We start from the raw sequence: 14,704 nt of genomic DNA on the forward strand, positions 1-14,704 counted from the left end.
ACTGGACGCCCATGAGCAACAGGCATACCTTTAAGGGCTTCAATTGCGCCGCATCAAGGACCCAGCCATGAGCCGTATATTCGCGGATAACGCCCATTCCATCGGCAATACGCCACTGGTACAGATCAATCGCATTGCGCCGCGGGGCGTGACCATCCTGGCCAAGATCGAGGGCCGCAACCCAGGTTATTCGGTCAAGTGCCGGATCGGCGCGAACATGATCTGGGACGCTGAAAGCTCGGGCAGACTCAAGGCTGGCATGACCATTGTCGAACCGACCTCGGGCAACACTGGGATCGGCCTGGCATTCGTGGCCGCCGCCCGTGGTTACAAACTGATGCTGACCATGCCCGCCTCCATGAGCATCGAGCGACGCAAGGTGCTCAAGGCCTTGGGGGCGGAGCTGGTGCTCACCGAGCCGGCGAAGGGCATGAAGGGGGCCATCGAGAAAGCCGCCGAAATCCTGGCCAGCGATCCGTCCAAATACTTCATGCCGCAGCAGTTCGATAACCCGGCGAACCCGGCGATCCATGAAAAGACCACCGGCCCGGAGATCTGGAGCGATACCGACGGCGCGGTGGACGTGCTGGTCGCGGGCGTGGGCACCGGCGGAACCATTACCGGGGTTTCGCGGTATATCAAGAACACCTGTGGCAAACCGATCCTGTCGGTGGCGGTCGAGCCCGAGGTTTCGCCGGTGATTACCCAAGCGATGGCGGGTCATGAGATCAAGCCCAGCCCCCACAAGATCCAAGGGATCGGCGCCGGGTTCGTGCCGAAGAACCTCGACCTGTCGATCGTCGACCTGGTCGAGCGGGTCTCTGACGAAGAGTCCAAGGCCATGGCCCTGCGCTTGATGCAGGAGGAGGGCATCCTCTGCGGGATCTCTTGTGGCGCGGCGATGGCGGTGGCCGTGCGCCTGGCGGAAAAACCGGAAATGCAGGGCAAGACCATCGTCGTGATCCTGCCGGACTCGGGCGAGCGGTACTTGTCGAGCATGTTGTTCAGTGACTTGTTTACCGAGCAGGAGACTCAGCAGTAACTTTGCGCCGGATGTGATAGTGAGGCTCTTGTGGCGAGGGGATTTATCCCCGTCGGGTTGCGAAGCGACCCTGAAACCCAACGGCCCCGCTATCGAGTCGGCTGAATTGTTGAGTGGGCTGCTGCGCAGTCCAGCGGGGATAAATCCCCTCGCCACAGGGGGGAGCAGGATGTTGATAAGCGTCAGCCAAGGTTCAGCTGGCGCCTGTTAAAAGTGTTTATTGCGTTTTACTCAACAGAGAATGTTGCGTCAGACGGTTTTTACCCGGGTCCTTAGTGGTTAACATGGCCCTCGGCTACGTCGGGCAGTAGGCGTCGCGTCAGTTGTTTTTGGACAAGGAGTTGTAAAAATGACCGTATCGTTTGTCGCCAAGGCCTCGGTGTTGCTGCTGTTTCTGGGCAGTACGCTTTATGTGCATCTACGGGGCAAGGCGCGTTTGCCGGTATTGCGGCAATTCGTCAATCACTCGGCGTTGTTCGCCCCCTATAACGCCTTGATGTACCTGTTCTCCGGCGTGCCCTCGAAGCCTTACCTGGATCGCAGCAAGTTTCCCGAGCTGGATGTACTCAAGGACAACTGGCAAGTCATTCGCGACGAGGCCATGCATCTGTTCGACGAGGGCTACATTCGTGCTGCCGAGAAGAACAACGACGCCGGTTTCGGTTCGTTCTTCAAGAAGGGGTGGAAGCGCTTCTACCTCAAGTGGTACGACAAACCGCTGCCGTCAGCCGAGCTGTTGTGTCCGCGCACCGTCGAGCTGGTCAACCGGATTCCGAACGTGCGCGGTGCCATGTTTGCCCTGCTTCCCGGTGGCAGCCATCTGAATCCTCATCGAGACCCCTTCGCCGGTTCGTTGCGTTATCACCTGGGGTTGTCCACGCCCAATTCCGAGGACTGCCGCATCTTCGTCGACGGTCAGATCTACGCCTGGCGCGACGGTGAAGACGTCATGTTCGATGAGACCTATGTGCATTGGGTCAAGAACGAAACCCCACAGACCCGTGTGATCCTGTTCTGCGATGTCGAGCGGCCCTTGAAAAGCCGATTGATGACTCGCCTCAACCGCACCATCAGTGCGTTCCTCGGCCGCGCCACCGCGCCACAGAACCTGGACGATGAACACGTCGGCGGCATCAACCGGGCCTATGCCTGGAGCAAGTCGTTCAGCGACGGCATCAGCGGCCGGGTCAAGCAGTTCAAGCGCAAGCATCCCAAGGCCTACCGGGTGATGCGGCCGGTGTTGGCGGTGACGGTGCTGACGGCGCTTGGTTATTGGTTATTCGTTTAAACATTGCGTAGTCCATGGAGCGCTGGTTATAGTCAGCGCTCTTCGGGGCTTTTCGAACCCCACCTTCCCAGAGATCGGCTCATGCCTGCATCCCCTGTCATCGCGGTCGTGGTTCCAGCGTTCAACGCTGGCGTCGTGCCGTGTGGGAAACAGCAGCCTGTGCAGATCGGTCAATACCCCCCACCTGTCCGTAGCTCATCGGTGTACGCCGTCGTATCACCGCCGGGCGTTGGCATTCAGGGCTGATCGGCAACGGTTGCCATCCCCTGTGCCCGCCTGAAAAAACTACTGGACTTCAGCCTCGGCTGAGTTGGCTTTTTGCCTGACTACAGGTGGTATCCATGTTTTCCCTTTCCAAAAACGCCTTGTTGGCGGCGGCTTCCACGAGCCTGTTCGTTTTGCTGTGGAGCAGTGGGGCGATCTTTTCCAAGCTGGGCCTGGCCCATGCTTCCCCCTTCGCCTTTTTACTGATCCGTTTTGCCATCGCGCTGTCGGCGCTGGTGCTGTTGATTCCGTTGCTCAAGCTCAAGCTGCCCAGGACTGGCAAGCCGATGCTGTACGCGGCGACCACCGGGTTGGTGCTGCTGGGCGCCTATCAGATTTTTTATCTGCTGGCGCTGCAACTGAGTGTCACGCCGGGGGTCATGGCAACCCTGATGGGCGTGCAACCGATCCTGACCGTGGTGCTCATGGAACGTCAGCGTTCCTGGTCGCGGCTGTTCGGCCTGATGCTCGGGTTGGTCGGGTTGGTCATGGTGGTGTACCAGGGCATCGGCCTGGCCGGCATGTCCCTGGCCGGGATGCTATGCGGGTTGCTGGCACTGGTGAGCATGACGGCCGGGTCGATCATGCAGAAGCGCATTACCGACAACCCACTGGGCACGCTGCCGGTGCAGTACCTGGCCGGGCTGGTGCTGTGCGCGGTGTTCGTGCCGTTCCAGCCGTTTCATTTCGAATACAGCGTGGGGTTCTGGGGGCCGGTGTTGTGGATGGGGCTGGTGGTGTCGGTTTTGGCGACGTTGCTGCTGTACCGACTGATCGCCCGCGGCAACCTGGTCAATGTCACGAGCCTGTTCTACCTGGTGCCTGCGGTGACGGCGATCATGGACTACCTGGTGTTTGGCAACCGGTTGGCGTTGTTGAGCTTGCTGGGGATGGTGCTGATCATCGTGGGGTTGGTGTTTGTGTTTCGTAAAAGTCGCTAGCCCTTAGCTATTGGCTGGTTGTACCACCGCTATCGCGAGCAAGCTCGCTCCCACAAGGTTATGCACAGCCCTTTGTGGGAGCGAGCTTGCTCGCGATAGCATTTTTAACAGCGCCGATGAACTACCGGGCAGACACCTCAGCCGGTTTCGCTACCGAAGGCTTCAACACCAACCACAACGCCGCCGCAATCAACACCCCACCATACAGATGCGCCATCCCCAACGGCTCATCCAGCAGCAACGCCCCCCACAGCACGCCGAACGGCGGAATCAGGAAGGTCACGGTCATGGATTTGACCGGGCCGATGGAACTGAGCAAGCGAAAATAAAGGATGTATGCCAGTGCGGTGCACACCAGGCCCAGCCCCAGCAGCGACAACCACACGCTCCAGCCCCCCCAGCTGGCCGGTGGTTGGCTGATGACGCTGTAGCCAAACAGCGGCAGCAAGAACACCGTGGCGCCAAACATGCTGCCCAGGGCCGAGAGGCGGCTGTCCAGGCCACCTTGGTGATCGAGCCAGCGCCGGGTGAGGAAACCGGCAAAGCCATAGCAGGTCGTGGCCAGTAGGCAGGCGAGGGCGCCCATCAACAATTGCAGGTCGAACGCCACCGGGCCTGCGCGGGTCAGGATGCCAACGCCGAGCAGCCCCAGGAAGACACCACTGACCTTGGCCGGGGTGAGTTTTTCGCTGAAGAACAAGCCGCCGATCAGCACCCCCATCAACGGCGTGGTTGCGTTGAAGATCGCCGAATAACCGGCCGGCAGCACCTGGGCCGCCAGCGAATAGAACGTGGCCGGAATGCCCGAGTTGATCAGGCCCAGCCCCATCACGACTTTGAGCTTGCCGCGAAAATTCCAGTCGACGCGCATCAGGGCCAGGATCACCAGCAGCCCGACGAAGGCGATGGACACGCGAAAAAAGGCAGTGGGGAGGGTGCCAATGACGGGGGCGATAATGCGCATGAACAGGAAACTGGCGCCCCAGATAGCGGCCAGTGACAGTAAACGCAGGATATCGACGAGGTTCACGAGTCATTCCTTCCTTGATTGGGCGGCAAGTGTCGCCGCCCTGCATACCGATGGCAATGGTTGCGTTGCCGCGTGATTGGCCTCTAAGCTCAGTCGCCAATAACAAGCATGACCCGCCGAGGTTTACCTTATGCCGCAGCCATGGCCCGCCCTCGAAATCGCCCGTTCGATTCTCGACGGCTTCGACGATTATCGTGAGCATTTCCGGCAGATCACCGATGGTGCCCGCGCCCGGTTCGAGCAGGCCCAGTGGCTGGAAGCCCAAGCGGCTTCGGCGGCGCGCATCAACTTGTATGAAGAAAAAGTCTTCGAAACCGTCGCCAGGCTGCACAAGGCCTTCGATGACGAAACCCTGATGGACGTGAGCTGCTGGCCACTGGTCAAAAGCGCCTACATCAGCCTGATCGACCTGCGCTTCGACGATGAGCTGTCTGAAACCTGGTACAACTCGATTTTCTGCGGCCTGTTCAGCCATGACCTGATCAGCGACGGCACCATGTTCATCCACACCACCCGGCCCAGCCTGCGCCGGGCCCGTTCCGCCCAGACCCGCACCTACAAGCCCCAGGGGCAGTTGGACCGGATGCTGGCGAGCGTGTTCGCCGACTACCGTTTCAGCGAGAACTACGCCGATCTGCCGGGGGACCTGCAGCGTCTCGAAGCGCAGTTGCGCGAGAACCTGCCGGACTGGGTCTGCAAGGACCCGGAACTGACGGTGGAGTTGTTTTCCTCGGTGCTCTATCGCAACAAGGGCGCCTACCTGGTGGGCCGGATCTACACCCAGGACGACCAATGGCCGCTGGTGATACCGCTGCTGCACCGTGAAGGCCGGGGCATCCAGATCGACGCGCTGATCACTGACGAGGCGCAGGTGTCGATCATTTTCTCGTTCACCCGCTCGTACTTCATGGTGGACGTGCCGGTGCCGGCGGAATTCATCGGTTTTCTCAAGCGCATCCTGCCGGGCAAGCACGTCGCCGAGCTGTACACCTCCATTGGTTTCTACAAGCACGGCAAGTCCGAGTTCTATCGGGCGCTGATCAACCACCTGGCCAACACCGACGACCAGTTCATCATGGCGCCCGGCGTGCGCGGCATGGTCATGAGCGTGTTCACCCTGCCGGGCTTCAACACGGTGTTCAAGATCATCAAGGACCGTTTCTCACCGTCGAAAAACGTCGACCGGGCCACGGTGATCGAGAAGTATCGCCTGGTGAAAAGCGTCGACCGGGTCGGACGCATGGCCGATACCCAGGAGTTCGCCGATTTCCGCTTTCCCCTGAGCAAGTTCGAGCCGGCCTGCCTGGAAGAACTGCTGGAAGTGGCGCCGTCCACGGTGTCGGTGGAAGGCGAGACGGTGCTGATTCGCCACTGCTGGACCGAGCGCCGGATGACGCCCCTGAACCTCTATCTGGAAAATGCCAACCCGGACCAGGTGCGCGAGGCCCTTGAAGACTATGGCCTGGCAATCAAGCAACTGGCGGCGGCCAATATCTTCCCCGGCGACATGCTGCTCAAGAACTTCGGCGTGACCCGTCATGGCCGCGTGGTGTTCTACGACTACGATGAAATCTGCTTCCTGACTGAAGCCAACTTCCGCCACATCCCCCAGCCCCGCACCCCGGAAGACGAAATGGCCTCCGAGCCCTGGTATTCCATCGGCCCGCTGGACGTCTTCCCCGAAGAGTTCCCGCCGTTCCTGTTTGCCGACGCGGGCCAGCGCAAGCTGTTCGACCAGTTGCACGGCGAGCTGTACAACGCCGATTACTGGAAAAGCCTGCAGGAGGCGATCCGGGCGGGGAAGGTGATCGATGTGTTCCCGTATCGGCGCAAGGACCTGGACAACGAATAACCCGGCAGGCAACGAGGCCCCTGTGGCGAGGGGATTTATCCCCGCTTGGGCGCGCAGCGGCCACAAAGAGGGCCGAGTTTAATCCGCTCATTGGCGTCGCCTTGATAGGGCTGCTTCGCAGCCCAGCGGGGATAAATCCCCTCGCCACAACAGCGGGGTACGGACAAATCTGCGACAATCGCCCCCTGCACAAAACCGACGACCCTTGCGTATCTGATGACTGACCAAGCCCCCGCTATCGACAAGCTGCTGAAAAACCTCGACCACGCCATGCTCGCCGACCGTCACCGGTTGCGTCGCCAGTTGCTCGAGCTGCGCAAGAAACCCGACGAGGCCAAGCTGGCCCAGTGGGTGACGCGCATGCAGGCGTCGTGCGACCAGGTGCTGGCGCGCAAGGCGAGCCTGCCGGTGATCCGCTATGACGACAATCTGCCGATTGCCGCCAAGCGCGACGAAATCAAGGACGCGCTGCTCAAGCACCAGGTGCTGATCATTGCCGGCGAAACCGGCTCGGGGAAAACCACGCAGTTGCCGAAGATCTGCCTGGAAATCGGTCGCGGCCAGCATGGCTTGATCGGCCACACCCAGCCGCGCCGGATCGCCGCCCGTAGCGTCGCAAGCCGCGTGGCTGAAGAGCTGGCGACGCCGTTGGGGGCGCTGGTGGGGTATCAGGTGCGGTTCGAGGACCAGAGCGACGCCAACACGCTGATCAAGCTGATGACCGACGGCATCCTGCTGGCCGAGACCCAGAATGACCGCTACCTCGAGCGCTACGACACGATCATCGTCGACGAGGCCCACGAACGTAGCCTGAACATCGACTTCCTGCTCGGCTACCTCAAGACCCTGCTGCCGCGCCGCCCGGACCTGAAAGTCATCATCACCTCGGCGACCATCGACCTGGAGCGCTTCTCCAAGCATTTCGATGACGCGCCGATCGTGGAAGTCTCGGGCCGCACCTTCCCGGTGGAAACCTGGTATCGCCCGCTGACCCTGGAGCAGGACGAGGAGGGCAACCGGGTCGAGGACGACTTGACCGTCGACCAGGCGATCCTCGCCACCCTCGATGAAATCGCCGCCTACGAGCGCAGTGAGCGGCGCAGCCCTGGGGACGTGCTGGTGTTTCTGCCGGGCGAGCGGGAGATTCGCGACGCCGCGGAAATGCTGCGCAAGGCCCAGCTCAAGCACACCGAGATTCTGCCGCTGTATGCGCGACTGTCGCCGGCCGAACAGCAGCGGATCTTCCAGTCCCACCCGGGCCGTCGCGTGGTGCTGGCGACCAACGTCGCCGAAACCTCGCTGACCGTGCCGGGCATCCGCTACGTGATCGACAGCGGCACCGCGCGCATCAGCCGCTACAGCTATCGGGCCAAGGTCCAGCGCCTGCCCATTGAGGCCATTTCCCAGGCCAGTGCCAACCAGCGCAAGGGTCGCTGCGGGCGGGTCGAGCCGGGGATCTGCGTGAGGCTGTACAGCGAAGAAGATTTTCTAGGACGGCCGGAGTTCACTGACCCGGAAATCCTGCGCACCAACCTGGCGGCGGTGATTCTGCAGATGCTGCACCTGCGTCTCGGCGAGATCACCGATTTCCCGTTCATCGAACCGCCGGATGGCAAGGCCATCAGCGACGGTTTCAACCTGCTGCAAGAACTCTCGGCGGTGGACCGCAATAGTCAGCTGACCCCGTTGGGACGGCAGTTGGCGCGCCTGCCGGTGGACCCGCGCATGGGCCGCATGCTGCTGGAAGCGGCGAAATTGGGCAGTTTGCAGGAGGTGCTGATCGTCGCCAGTGCCATGTCGATCCAGGACCCCCGCGAGCGTCCGCCGGAGCGCCAACAGGCGGCGGACCAGGCCCACGCCCAGTGGAAGGACGCGGATTCGGACTTCGCCGGGCTGGTCAACCTGTGGCGCGGTTTCGAAGAGCAGCGCCAGGCCTTGACCGCCAGCCCGCTGCGCAATTGGTGCCGCAAGAACTTCCTCAATTACCTGCGCCTGCGCGAGTGGCGGGACTCCCATCGCCAGTTGAGTTTGATCTGCCGCGACATGCAGTTGAGCCTTAACAAAGACCCGGCCGACTACCCGAAACTGCATAAAGCGGTGCTCTCGGGCCTGTTGAGCCAGATCGGCCAGAAAACCGAAGACGGCGATTACCTGGGCGCTCGCCAGCGGCGGTTCTGGGTCCACCCCTCGTCGGGCCTGGGCAAGAAGCGTCCGCAGTGGCTGATGACGGCCGAACTGGTGGAAACCACCAAGCTGTATGCGCGCATGGTGGCCAAGATCGAACCGGACTGGATCGAACCGCTGGCCGGGCACCTGATCAAGAAAAACCACTTCGAACCCCATTGGGAGAAGAAGCGCGGGCAAGTGGTGGCCTATGAGCAGATCACCTTGTTCGGGCTCATCGTGGTTGGTCGGCGGCCAGTGCATTACGGGCCGGTGGACCCAGTGGTGTCGAGGGAACTGTTCATCCGCGAGGCGCTGGTGCGCGGCGAGATCCAGTCCAAGGCCAAGTGCCTGGGGGCCAATACCCGGCTGCTGGAGCAACTCGACGAGCTGGAAGCCAAGGCCCGTCGCCGCGATATTTTGGCGGACGAGGAAACCCTGTTCGCGTTCTACGACGCACGTTTGCCAGCCGAGATCCACCAGACCGCGACGTTCGACAGCTGGTACCGGATCAACAGCCAGAAAGACCCGCAATTGCTGATCATGCGCGAGGAAGACGTGCTGGCCCGCGAGGCCAGCGAGGTCACCGCAACGCATTACCCGGACACTTTGCGCGTCGGCGACCTGACCTTGCCGCTGAGCTATCACTTCGAGCCCAATCACCCGCGCGACGGCGTGACCCTGCGAGTGCCGGCGCCACTGCTGCCGATGCTGCCGCCGGAGCGCCTGGAATGGCTGGTGCCGGGGATGATCGAGGCCAAGTGCATCGCCCTGGTGCGCAACCTGCCCAAGGCCCTGCGCAAGAACTTCGTCCCGGTGCCGGACTTCGTCAAGGCGGCGCTGCAGCGCATCACCTTCGCCGAGGGCTCGTTGCCCCTGGCCCTGGGCCGTGAGCTGCTGCGCATGACCGGGGCGCGGGTCAGTGACGAAGCCTGGGCTGAAGCGGCCCAGCAGGTGGAAAGCCACTTGCGCATGAACCTGGAAATCGTCGATGGCCAAGGCAAGTTCCTCGGCGAAGGCCGCGACCTGGCCGAGTTGACGGCGCGTTTTGCCGAAGCCAGCCAGGCGGCCCTGGCCGTGCCACAAACGGCGAAAAGCCAGGCGCCGGTGGAGGCGAAGGTCTTCGCGCCGGTGGCCGAGAAAACCCAGCAGAAGATCGCCGGGCTATCGATGACGGTCTATCCGGCGTTGGTGGAAGAGGGCGGCGTGGTCAAGGAAGGGCGATTCCCGACGCCGGCCGAAGCCGAGTTCCAGCATCGCCGCGCCTTGCAGCGCTTGTTGATGCAGCAGTTGGCCGAATCGGCGAAGTTCCTGCGTGGCAAGTTACCAGGGTTGACGGAGCTGGGCCTGCTGTACCGCGACCTGGGCCGCATCGACAGCCTGGTGGAAGACATCCTGCTGGCCAGCCTCGACAGTTGCGTGCTTGAAGGTGAAGCGAGCCTGCCCCGCGACGGCGCCGCCCTGGCCGCCCTGGCCGAGCGCAAGCGCGGCGGCTGGACCGAACACGCCGAACGCCTGGCGAAGCTGACCCTGGACATCCTCAAGCTCTGGCACGGCCTGCAAAAACGCTTCAAGGGCAAGATCGACCTGGCCCAAGCCGTGGCGCTGAACGATATCAAGCAGCAACTCAGCCAACTGGTGTACCCGGGCTTCGTGCGGGAAACCCCGCATCAGTGGCTCAAGGAGCTGCCGCGCTACCTCAAGGCCATCGAGCAACGCTTCGAAAAGCTGGGCAGCCAGGTGCAGAAAGACCGGGTCTGGAGCGGCGAACTGTCGAACCTCTGGGCCCAATACCAGGCCCGCGCCGGCAAACACGCCCAGGAGGGCAAGCGCGATCCGCAACTGGAGCTGTACCGCTGGTGGCTGGAGGAATACCGGGTGTCGCTGTTCGCCCAGCAACTGGGGACCAAGGTGCCGATCTCGGACAAGCGCCTGGGCAAGCAGTGGGGGCAGGTGGAGGGGTGATCGCAAAGCCCCTCTAACCCCTGTGGGAGCGAGCTTGCTCGCGATAGCGGTGGTTCGGCCTGCATTGATGTTGACTGATACACCGCTATCGCGAGCAAGCTCGCTCCCACAGGGTATGGTGTTGTAGTGAAGGGAGCATGGGCCAAACGCCAGCGTTTATGGCAAACTTCGCGCCTATAAATGCCGGTTCCGTGGTTTTGAGCTTCAATGCCCCGGGCGGATCGGAATAAAGCGATGCCAGGGCTGCTTCCCCGGATGGAAAAAGTCCGTTTGTGTATTGGTACGTCGGTGCCAATGCTTTCTGCCTGAACAGATCAGAGACACGACCATGCATAATGTCGTCATCAGCGGCACCGGCCTGTACACCCCGGCCAACAGCATCTCCAACGAAGAGCTGGTGCAATCTTTCAATACCTATGTCGCGCAATTCAATGCCGACAACGCCGACGCCATCGAGCGCGGTGACGTCGAGGCATTGACCGAATCCAACGCCGCGTTCATCGAAAAGGCGTCCGGCATCAAAAGCCGCTTTGTCATGGACAAGGACGGTATTCTCGATCCGCAACGCATGACCCCCCGCCTGCCCGAGCGCTCCAACGACGAGTGGTCGGTGCTCTGTGAAATGGCCATTGGTGCCGCGAAACAGGCCCTGGAGCGCGCCGGCCGCACCGTCGCCGACATCGACGGGGTCATCGTCGCCTGTTCCAACCTGCAGCGTGCCTACCCGGCCATCGCCATCGAAGTCCAGGAAGCCCTGGGCATCGAAGGTTTCGGTTTCGACATGAACGTGGCCTGTTCGTCGGCCACCTTCGGCATCCAGGCCGCGGCCAACAGCGTGCAACTGGGCCAGGCCCGGGCGATTTTGATGGTCAACCCGGAAGTGTGCACCGGCCACTTGAATTTCCGCGACCGCGACAGCCACTTCATCTTCGGCGATGCGGCTACCGCCGTGGTCATCGAACGGGCGGACCTGGCGACCTCGCCGTACCAGTTCGACGTGGTCAGCACCAAGCTGCTGACCAAGTTCTCCAACAACATCCGCAACAACTTCGGCTTCCTCAACCGCGCCGCCGAAGAAGGTGTCGGCAGCCGTGACAAGCTGTTCGTCCAGGAAGGCCGCAAGGTGTTCCGCGACGTCTGTCCGATGGTGGCCGAGTTGATCGGTGCCCATCTGGAAGAGAACCAGTTGAGCGTTGGCGAGGTGAAGCGCTTCTGGCTGCACCAGGCCAACCTGAGCATGAACCACCTGATCGTACGCAAACTGCTCGGACGCGAAGCCACCGAAGAAGAAGCCCCGGTGATCCTCGACCGCTACGCCAACACCAGTTCGGCCGGTTCGGTGATTGCCTTTCACAAATACCAGGATGACCTGCCCAGCGGCTCGGTTGCCGTCCTCAGCTCGTTCGGCGCCGGTTATTCGATTGGCAGTGTGATTTTGCGTAAGCACTGAAGACTGGCTATGGGATGTATTGTGGCGAGGGGATTCATCCCCGCTGGGCTGCGTAGCAGCCCCAAGGCAGGCAAGGCATGCATCCTGATGCACCGCAATGGCAGATATCAGGGTCGCTTCGCAACCCAGCGGGGATGAATCCCCTCGCCACAAAAACATCGCCAGTCTTGCAAGGTAATGGGGTTTGAATGACGGTCACCGATGACACCCTCCTGCTCCAACGCCTCCTGGCCGGTGAGCAGCAGGCCTACAAAGAACTGGTCAGCACCTACCAGAGCCCGATGCGCGCGGTGGCCTATGCCATCGTCGGCAGTCGCCATGCCGACGAAGTGGTGCAGGACGCCTGGCTGTCGGTGGTGCGCAATCTCAGTGGTTTCCAGGGGCGCTCCAGCCTCAAGACCTGGTTGCTGACCATCACCTCCAATGCCGCCAAGGGCCGCTACAAACAGAACCGTCGGGAAGTATTGCTCGATGACCTTCCGGCGCCCCACGGCACCCTCGGCGATGATCGTTTCGCCGCTGACGGCCATTGGCTGCTGGCGCCATTCGCCTGGCACCAGGACACACCCGAAGCCCTGCTCACGGAAAGCGAGCTGCGTGATTGCCTGGAGCACACGTTGCTCAGCCTGTCAGAACTGCAGGGCAGCGTGTTGACCCTGCGTGAACGCCAGGGCCTGGAGCTGGAAGAAATTTGTAATCTTCTCGACATCTCGCTCTCCAATGTCCGAGTGCTGTTGCATCGCGCCAGGCTGAAGGTCTTCGCGACCGTGGAACATTTCGAGGAAACCGGCGAATGCTGACCTGCAAGGAACAAGTGGCGCGCTCCAGCGATTATCTCGACGGCCAGTTAAGTTTTCGTGAACGCCTGATGGTGCGTCATCACCTGATGTTCTGCCCCAACTGCCGGCGGTTTATCCGCCAGATGCGCCTGATGCAGGCGACCCTCAGGAAACTGCCGCAACCGCCGATTCCCGACCTGGATCACCTCGCCGAGAAACTCGCCGCCGAGCGCCGCAGAAACATCCGCTAAACCGCGATACACACCCCCCCCTGTGGGAGCGAGCTTGCTCGCGATAGCGGTAGACCAGCCAACATCAATGTTGACTGAAAGACCCCCATCGCGAGCAAGCTCGCTCCCACAGGGCTTTTGGGTTATTCCTATTCGAAGTAAAAAGTTCCGCTGTCATAAAATCTTTATGTGATAGCAACTCGCCTGACACAACCCATCGCCAAGATCCCCTCCCAACACCAGCGGGCCCAGTTCCGCGTGTTTTCTAACGCATAGACTACCAACTAGGGGAATTCTTCGATGATCCGTAAGCACTTCGCAGGTGTTGCCGCCAGCGCACTGGCAATGGCAGTAACCGCCCAGGCTTTCGCCGGCACCGTCACCACCGATGGCGCCGATATCGTGGTCAAGACCAAGGGCGGCCTTGAGGTCGCTACCACTGACAAAGAGTTCAGCTTCAAGCTCGGTGGTCGTTTGCAGGCTGACTACAGCCAGTTCGACGGTATCTACACCGATAACGGCAATTCGGCTGATGCCGCTTACTTCCGTCGCGCCTTCCTGGAGCTGTCCGGCGTGCTGTACACGGATTGGGCCTACGTCATCAGCTACGACTTCTCTCACAACGCCGGCAGCTCGGACGACGGTTACTTCGACGAAGCGTCCATGGCCTACAACGGCTTCAAGCCAGTCTCGATCAAATTCGGTCGTTTCGACCCGGATTTCGGTCTGGAAAAAGCCACCAGCTCCAAGTGGGTCACCGCACCTGAGCGCAACGCTGCTTATGACTTGATCGACTGGGCCAACGGCCACCAGAACGGTCTGGGTCTGCAGGCCTCCAGCACCTTCGCCGATTCGTTCTATGCCTCCGCTGGCGTATTCGCCAAGGACAACAACGACACCGACGGCGACAGCGTCAAGCAAGTCAACGGTCGTTTCGTCTTCGCCCCGATGCACGACGCGGGCAACGTGTTGCACTTCGGTTTGAACGTCGCCTCCCGTGACGTTTCGGACACCGCGTTCGACGCTCGTTATCGCTCCCGCTTGGGCATGCGCGGCGTTGAAACCCTGGGCGGCAACGATGCTGGCCCTAACGGCAACCGTCCGGTCCTGGGCGGCGCCAACAACTCGCCGGCCGGTTCCTACGACACTGACACCGCCTTCGGCCTGGAAGCCGCATTCGCCATGGGGCCAGCGTCGATCCAGGGTGAATACATCTCCCGCAAGACCAAGGCTGACAGCGACGCGTTCGAAGACCTCAAAGGCCACGGCTTCTACGTCCAGGGTGCCTACACCCTCACCGGTGAGTCCCGTGGTTACAAGGTCGGCAAGTTTGACGCGATCAAGCCTCAGAACAAATCCATCGGCGCCTGGGAAGTGTTCTACCGCTTCGACAGCATGACCGTCGAAGACGACAACATCACTACGGCCTCGGCCACCCGTGAAGTGGGTGATGCCGAAGCCAAGGTGCACAACCTGGGCGTGAACTGGTACGCCAACGAAGCGGTGAAAATCTCCGCCACGTACGTCAAGGCCAAGACCGACAAAGTCACCAACGCCAATGGCGACGACGATGGCGACGGTTTTGTCATGCGCGCCCAGTACGTGTTCTAAGCCACGTACGGCTGCACCGCTCTCGCTTCATCCGTTAAGCTCCTTTGAACCCCGCCTCTGGCGGGGTTTTTTTTGGCCTTTTTTCCGGC

Annotated in this window: 10 protein-coding genes; 9 read left to right on the top strand and 1 reads right to left on the bottom strand. The window is 61.4% G+C overall.

What is annotated here, in order from left to right; genetic code table 11:
* Positions 1-67: 67 nt before the first annotated feature.
* The 3 genes from cysK to ACMTA2_RS08475 all read left to right on the top strand — a co-directional run bounded on the left by cysK (position 68) and on the right by ACMTA2_RS08475 (position 3,535).
* Entirely contained in the window at positions 68-1,042 is a 975-nt protein-coding gene (gene cysK / locus ACMTA2_RS08465; protein WP_413794490.1) for a cysteine synthase A, read from the top strand.
* A 349-nt stretch (positions 1,043-1,391) separates the two neighbouring features.
* Complete coding sequence (locus tag ACMTA2_RS08470) at positions 1,392-2,330, top strand: aspartyl/asparaginyl beta-hydroxylase domain-containing protein (protein WP_413794491.1); 939 nt, start codon at positions 1,392-1,394, stop codon at positions 2,328-2,330.
* A 341-nt stretch (positions 2,331-2,671) separates the two neighbouring features.
* Positions 2,672-3,535 (top strand): DMT family transporter, encoded by an 864-nt coding sequence (locus ACMTA2_RS08475; protein WP_413794492.1) that lies wholly within the window; start codon positions 2,672-2,674, stop codon positions 3,533-3,535.
* Positions 3,536-3,656: 121 nt separating this feature from the next.
* On the opposite strand, the gene ACMTA2_RS08480 is transcribed toward ACMTA2_RS08475, so the two are convergent.
* Positions 3,657-4,565 (bottom strand): DMT family transporter, encoded by a 909-nt coding sequence (locus ACMTA2_RS08480; RefSeq protein WP_413794493.1) that lies wholly within the window; start codon positions 4,563-4,565, stop codon positions 3,657-3,659.
* 130 nt (positions 4,566-4,695) lie between these two features.
* On the opposite strand from ACMTA2_RS08480, the gene aceK reads away from it, so the two are divergent.
* The 6 genes from aceK (at position 4,696) to ACMTA2_RS08510 (ending at position 14,615) form a co-directional block, all read left to right on the top strand.
* Entirely contained in the window at positions 4,696-6,417 is a 1,722-nt protein-coding gene (gene aceK, locus ACMTA2_RS08485; protein ID WP_413794494.1) for a bifunctional isocitrate dehydrogenase kinase/phosphatase, read from the top strand.
* 216 nt (positions 6,418-6,633) lie between these two features.
* Positions 6,634-10,545, top strand: a complete 3,912-nt coding sequence (gene hrpA, locus ACMTA2_RS08490; protein ID WP_413794495.1) for an ATP-dependent RNA helicase HrpA — start codon at positions 6,634-6,636, stop codon at positions 10,543-10,545.
* Positions 10,546-10,873: 328 nt separating this feature from the next.
* Positions 10,874-11,995 (top strand): beta-ketoacyl-ACP synthase III, encoded by a 1,122-nt coding sequence (locus ACMTA2_RS08495; protein ID WP_413794496.1) that lies wholly within the window; start codon positions 10,874-10,876, stop codon positions 11,993-11,995.
* A 188-nt stretch (positions 11,996-12,183) separates the two neighbouring features.
* Positions 12,184-12,795, top strand: coding sequence for an RNA polymerase sigma factor (locus tag ACMTA2_RS08500; protein WP_413794497.1), 612 nt, complete (start codon positions 12,184-12,186; stop codon positions 12,793-12,795).
* Positions 12,789-13,025 carry an anti-sigma factor family protein gene (locus ACMTA2_RS08505; RefSeq protein WP_003198910.1) on the top strand — a complete coding sequence of 79 codons (237 nt, stop codon included), beginning with the start codon at positions 12,789-12,791 and terminating at the stop codon, positions 13,023-13,025. Before ACMTA2_RS08500 ends, ACMTA2_RS08505 begins: the two co-directional genes overlap by 7 nt.
* A 279-nt stretch (positions 13,026-13,304) precedes the next feature.
* Positions 13,305-14,615, top strand: a complete 1,311-nt coding sequence (locus tag ACMTA2_RS08510) for an OprO/OprP family phosphate-selective porin (RefSeq protein WP_413794498.1) — start codon at positions 13,305-13,307, stop codon at positions 14,613-14,615.
* The last annotated feature ends 89 nt before the right edge of the window (positions 14,616-14,704 follow it).

The sequence above is a fragment of the Pseudomonas medicaginis genome, assembly GCF_965119365.1.
Classification (GTDB): domain Bacteria; phylum Pseudomonadota; class Gammaproteobacteria; order Pseudomonadales; family Pseudomonadaceae; genus Aquipseudomonas.

What these genes read in the sequence shown, in the direction of transcription:
- ACMTA2_RS08495 (WP_413794496.1), top strand. Translation starts at nt 10,874, where the DNA reads ATGCATAATGTCGTCATCAGCGGCACCGGCCTGTACACCCCGGCCAAC.
- ACMTA2_RS08510 (WP_413794498.1), top strand. Translation starts at nt 13,305, where the DNA reads ATGATCCGTAAGCACTTCGCAGGTGTTGCCGCCAGCGCACTGGCAATG.
- ACMTA2_RS08470 (WP_413794491.1), top strand. Translation starts at nt 1,392, where the DNA reads ATGACCGTATCGTTTGTCGCCAAGGCCTCGGTGTTGCTGCTGTTTCTG.
- ACMTA2_RS08475 (WP_413794492.1), top strand. Translation starts at nt 2,672, where the DNA reads ATGTTTTCCCTTTCCAAAAACGCCTTGTTGGCGGCGGCTTCCACGAGC.
- hrpA (WP_413794495.1), top strand. Translation starts at nt 6,634, where the DNA reads ATGACTGACCAAGCCCCCGCTATCGACAAGCTGCTGAAAAACCTCGAC.
- cysK (WP_413794490.1), top strand. Translation starts at nt 68, where the DNA reads ATGAGCCGTATATTCGCGGATAACGCCCATTCCATCGGCAATACGCCA.
- ACMTA2_RS08500 (WP_413794497.1), top strand. Translation starts at nt 12,184, where the DNA reads ATGACGGTCACCGATGACACCCTCCTGCTCCAACGCCTCCTGGCCGGT.
- aceK (WP_413794494.1), top strand. Translation starts at nt 4,696, where the DNA reads ATGCCGCAGCCATGGCCCGCCCTCGAAATCGCCCGTTCGATTCTCGAC.
- ACMTA2_RS08505 (WP_003198910.1), top strand. Translation starts at nt 12,789, where the DNA reads ATGCTGACCTGCAAGGAACAAGTGGCGCGCTCCAGCGATTATCTCGAC.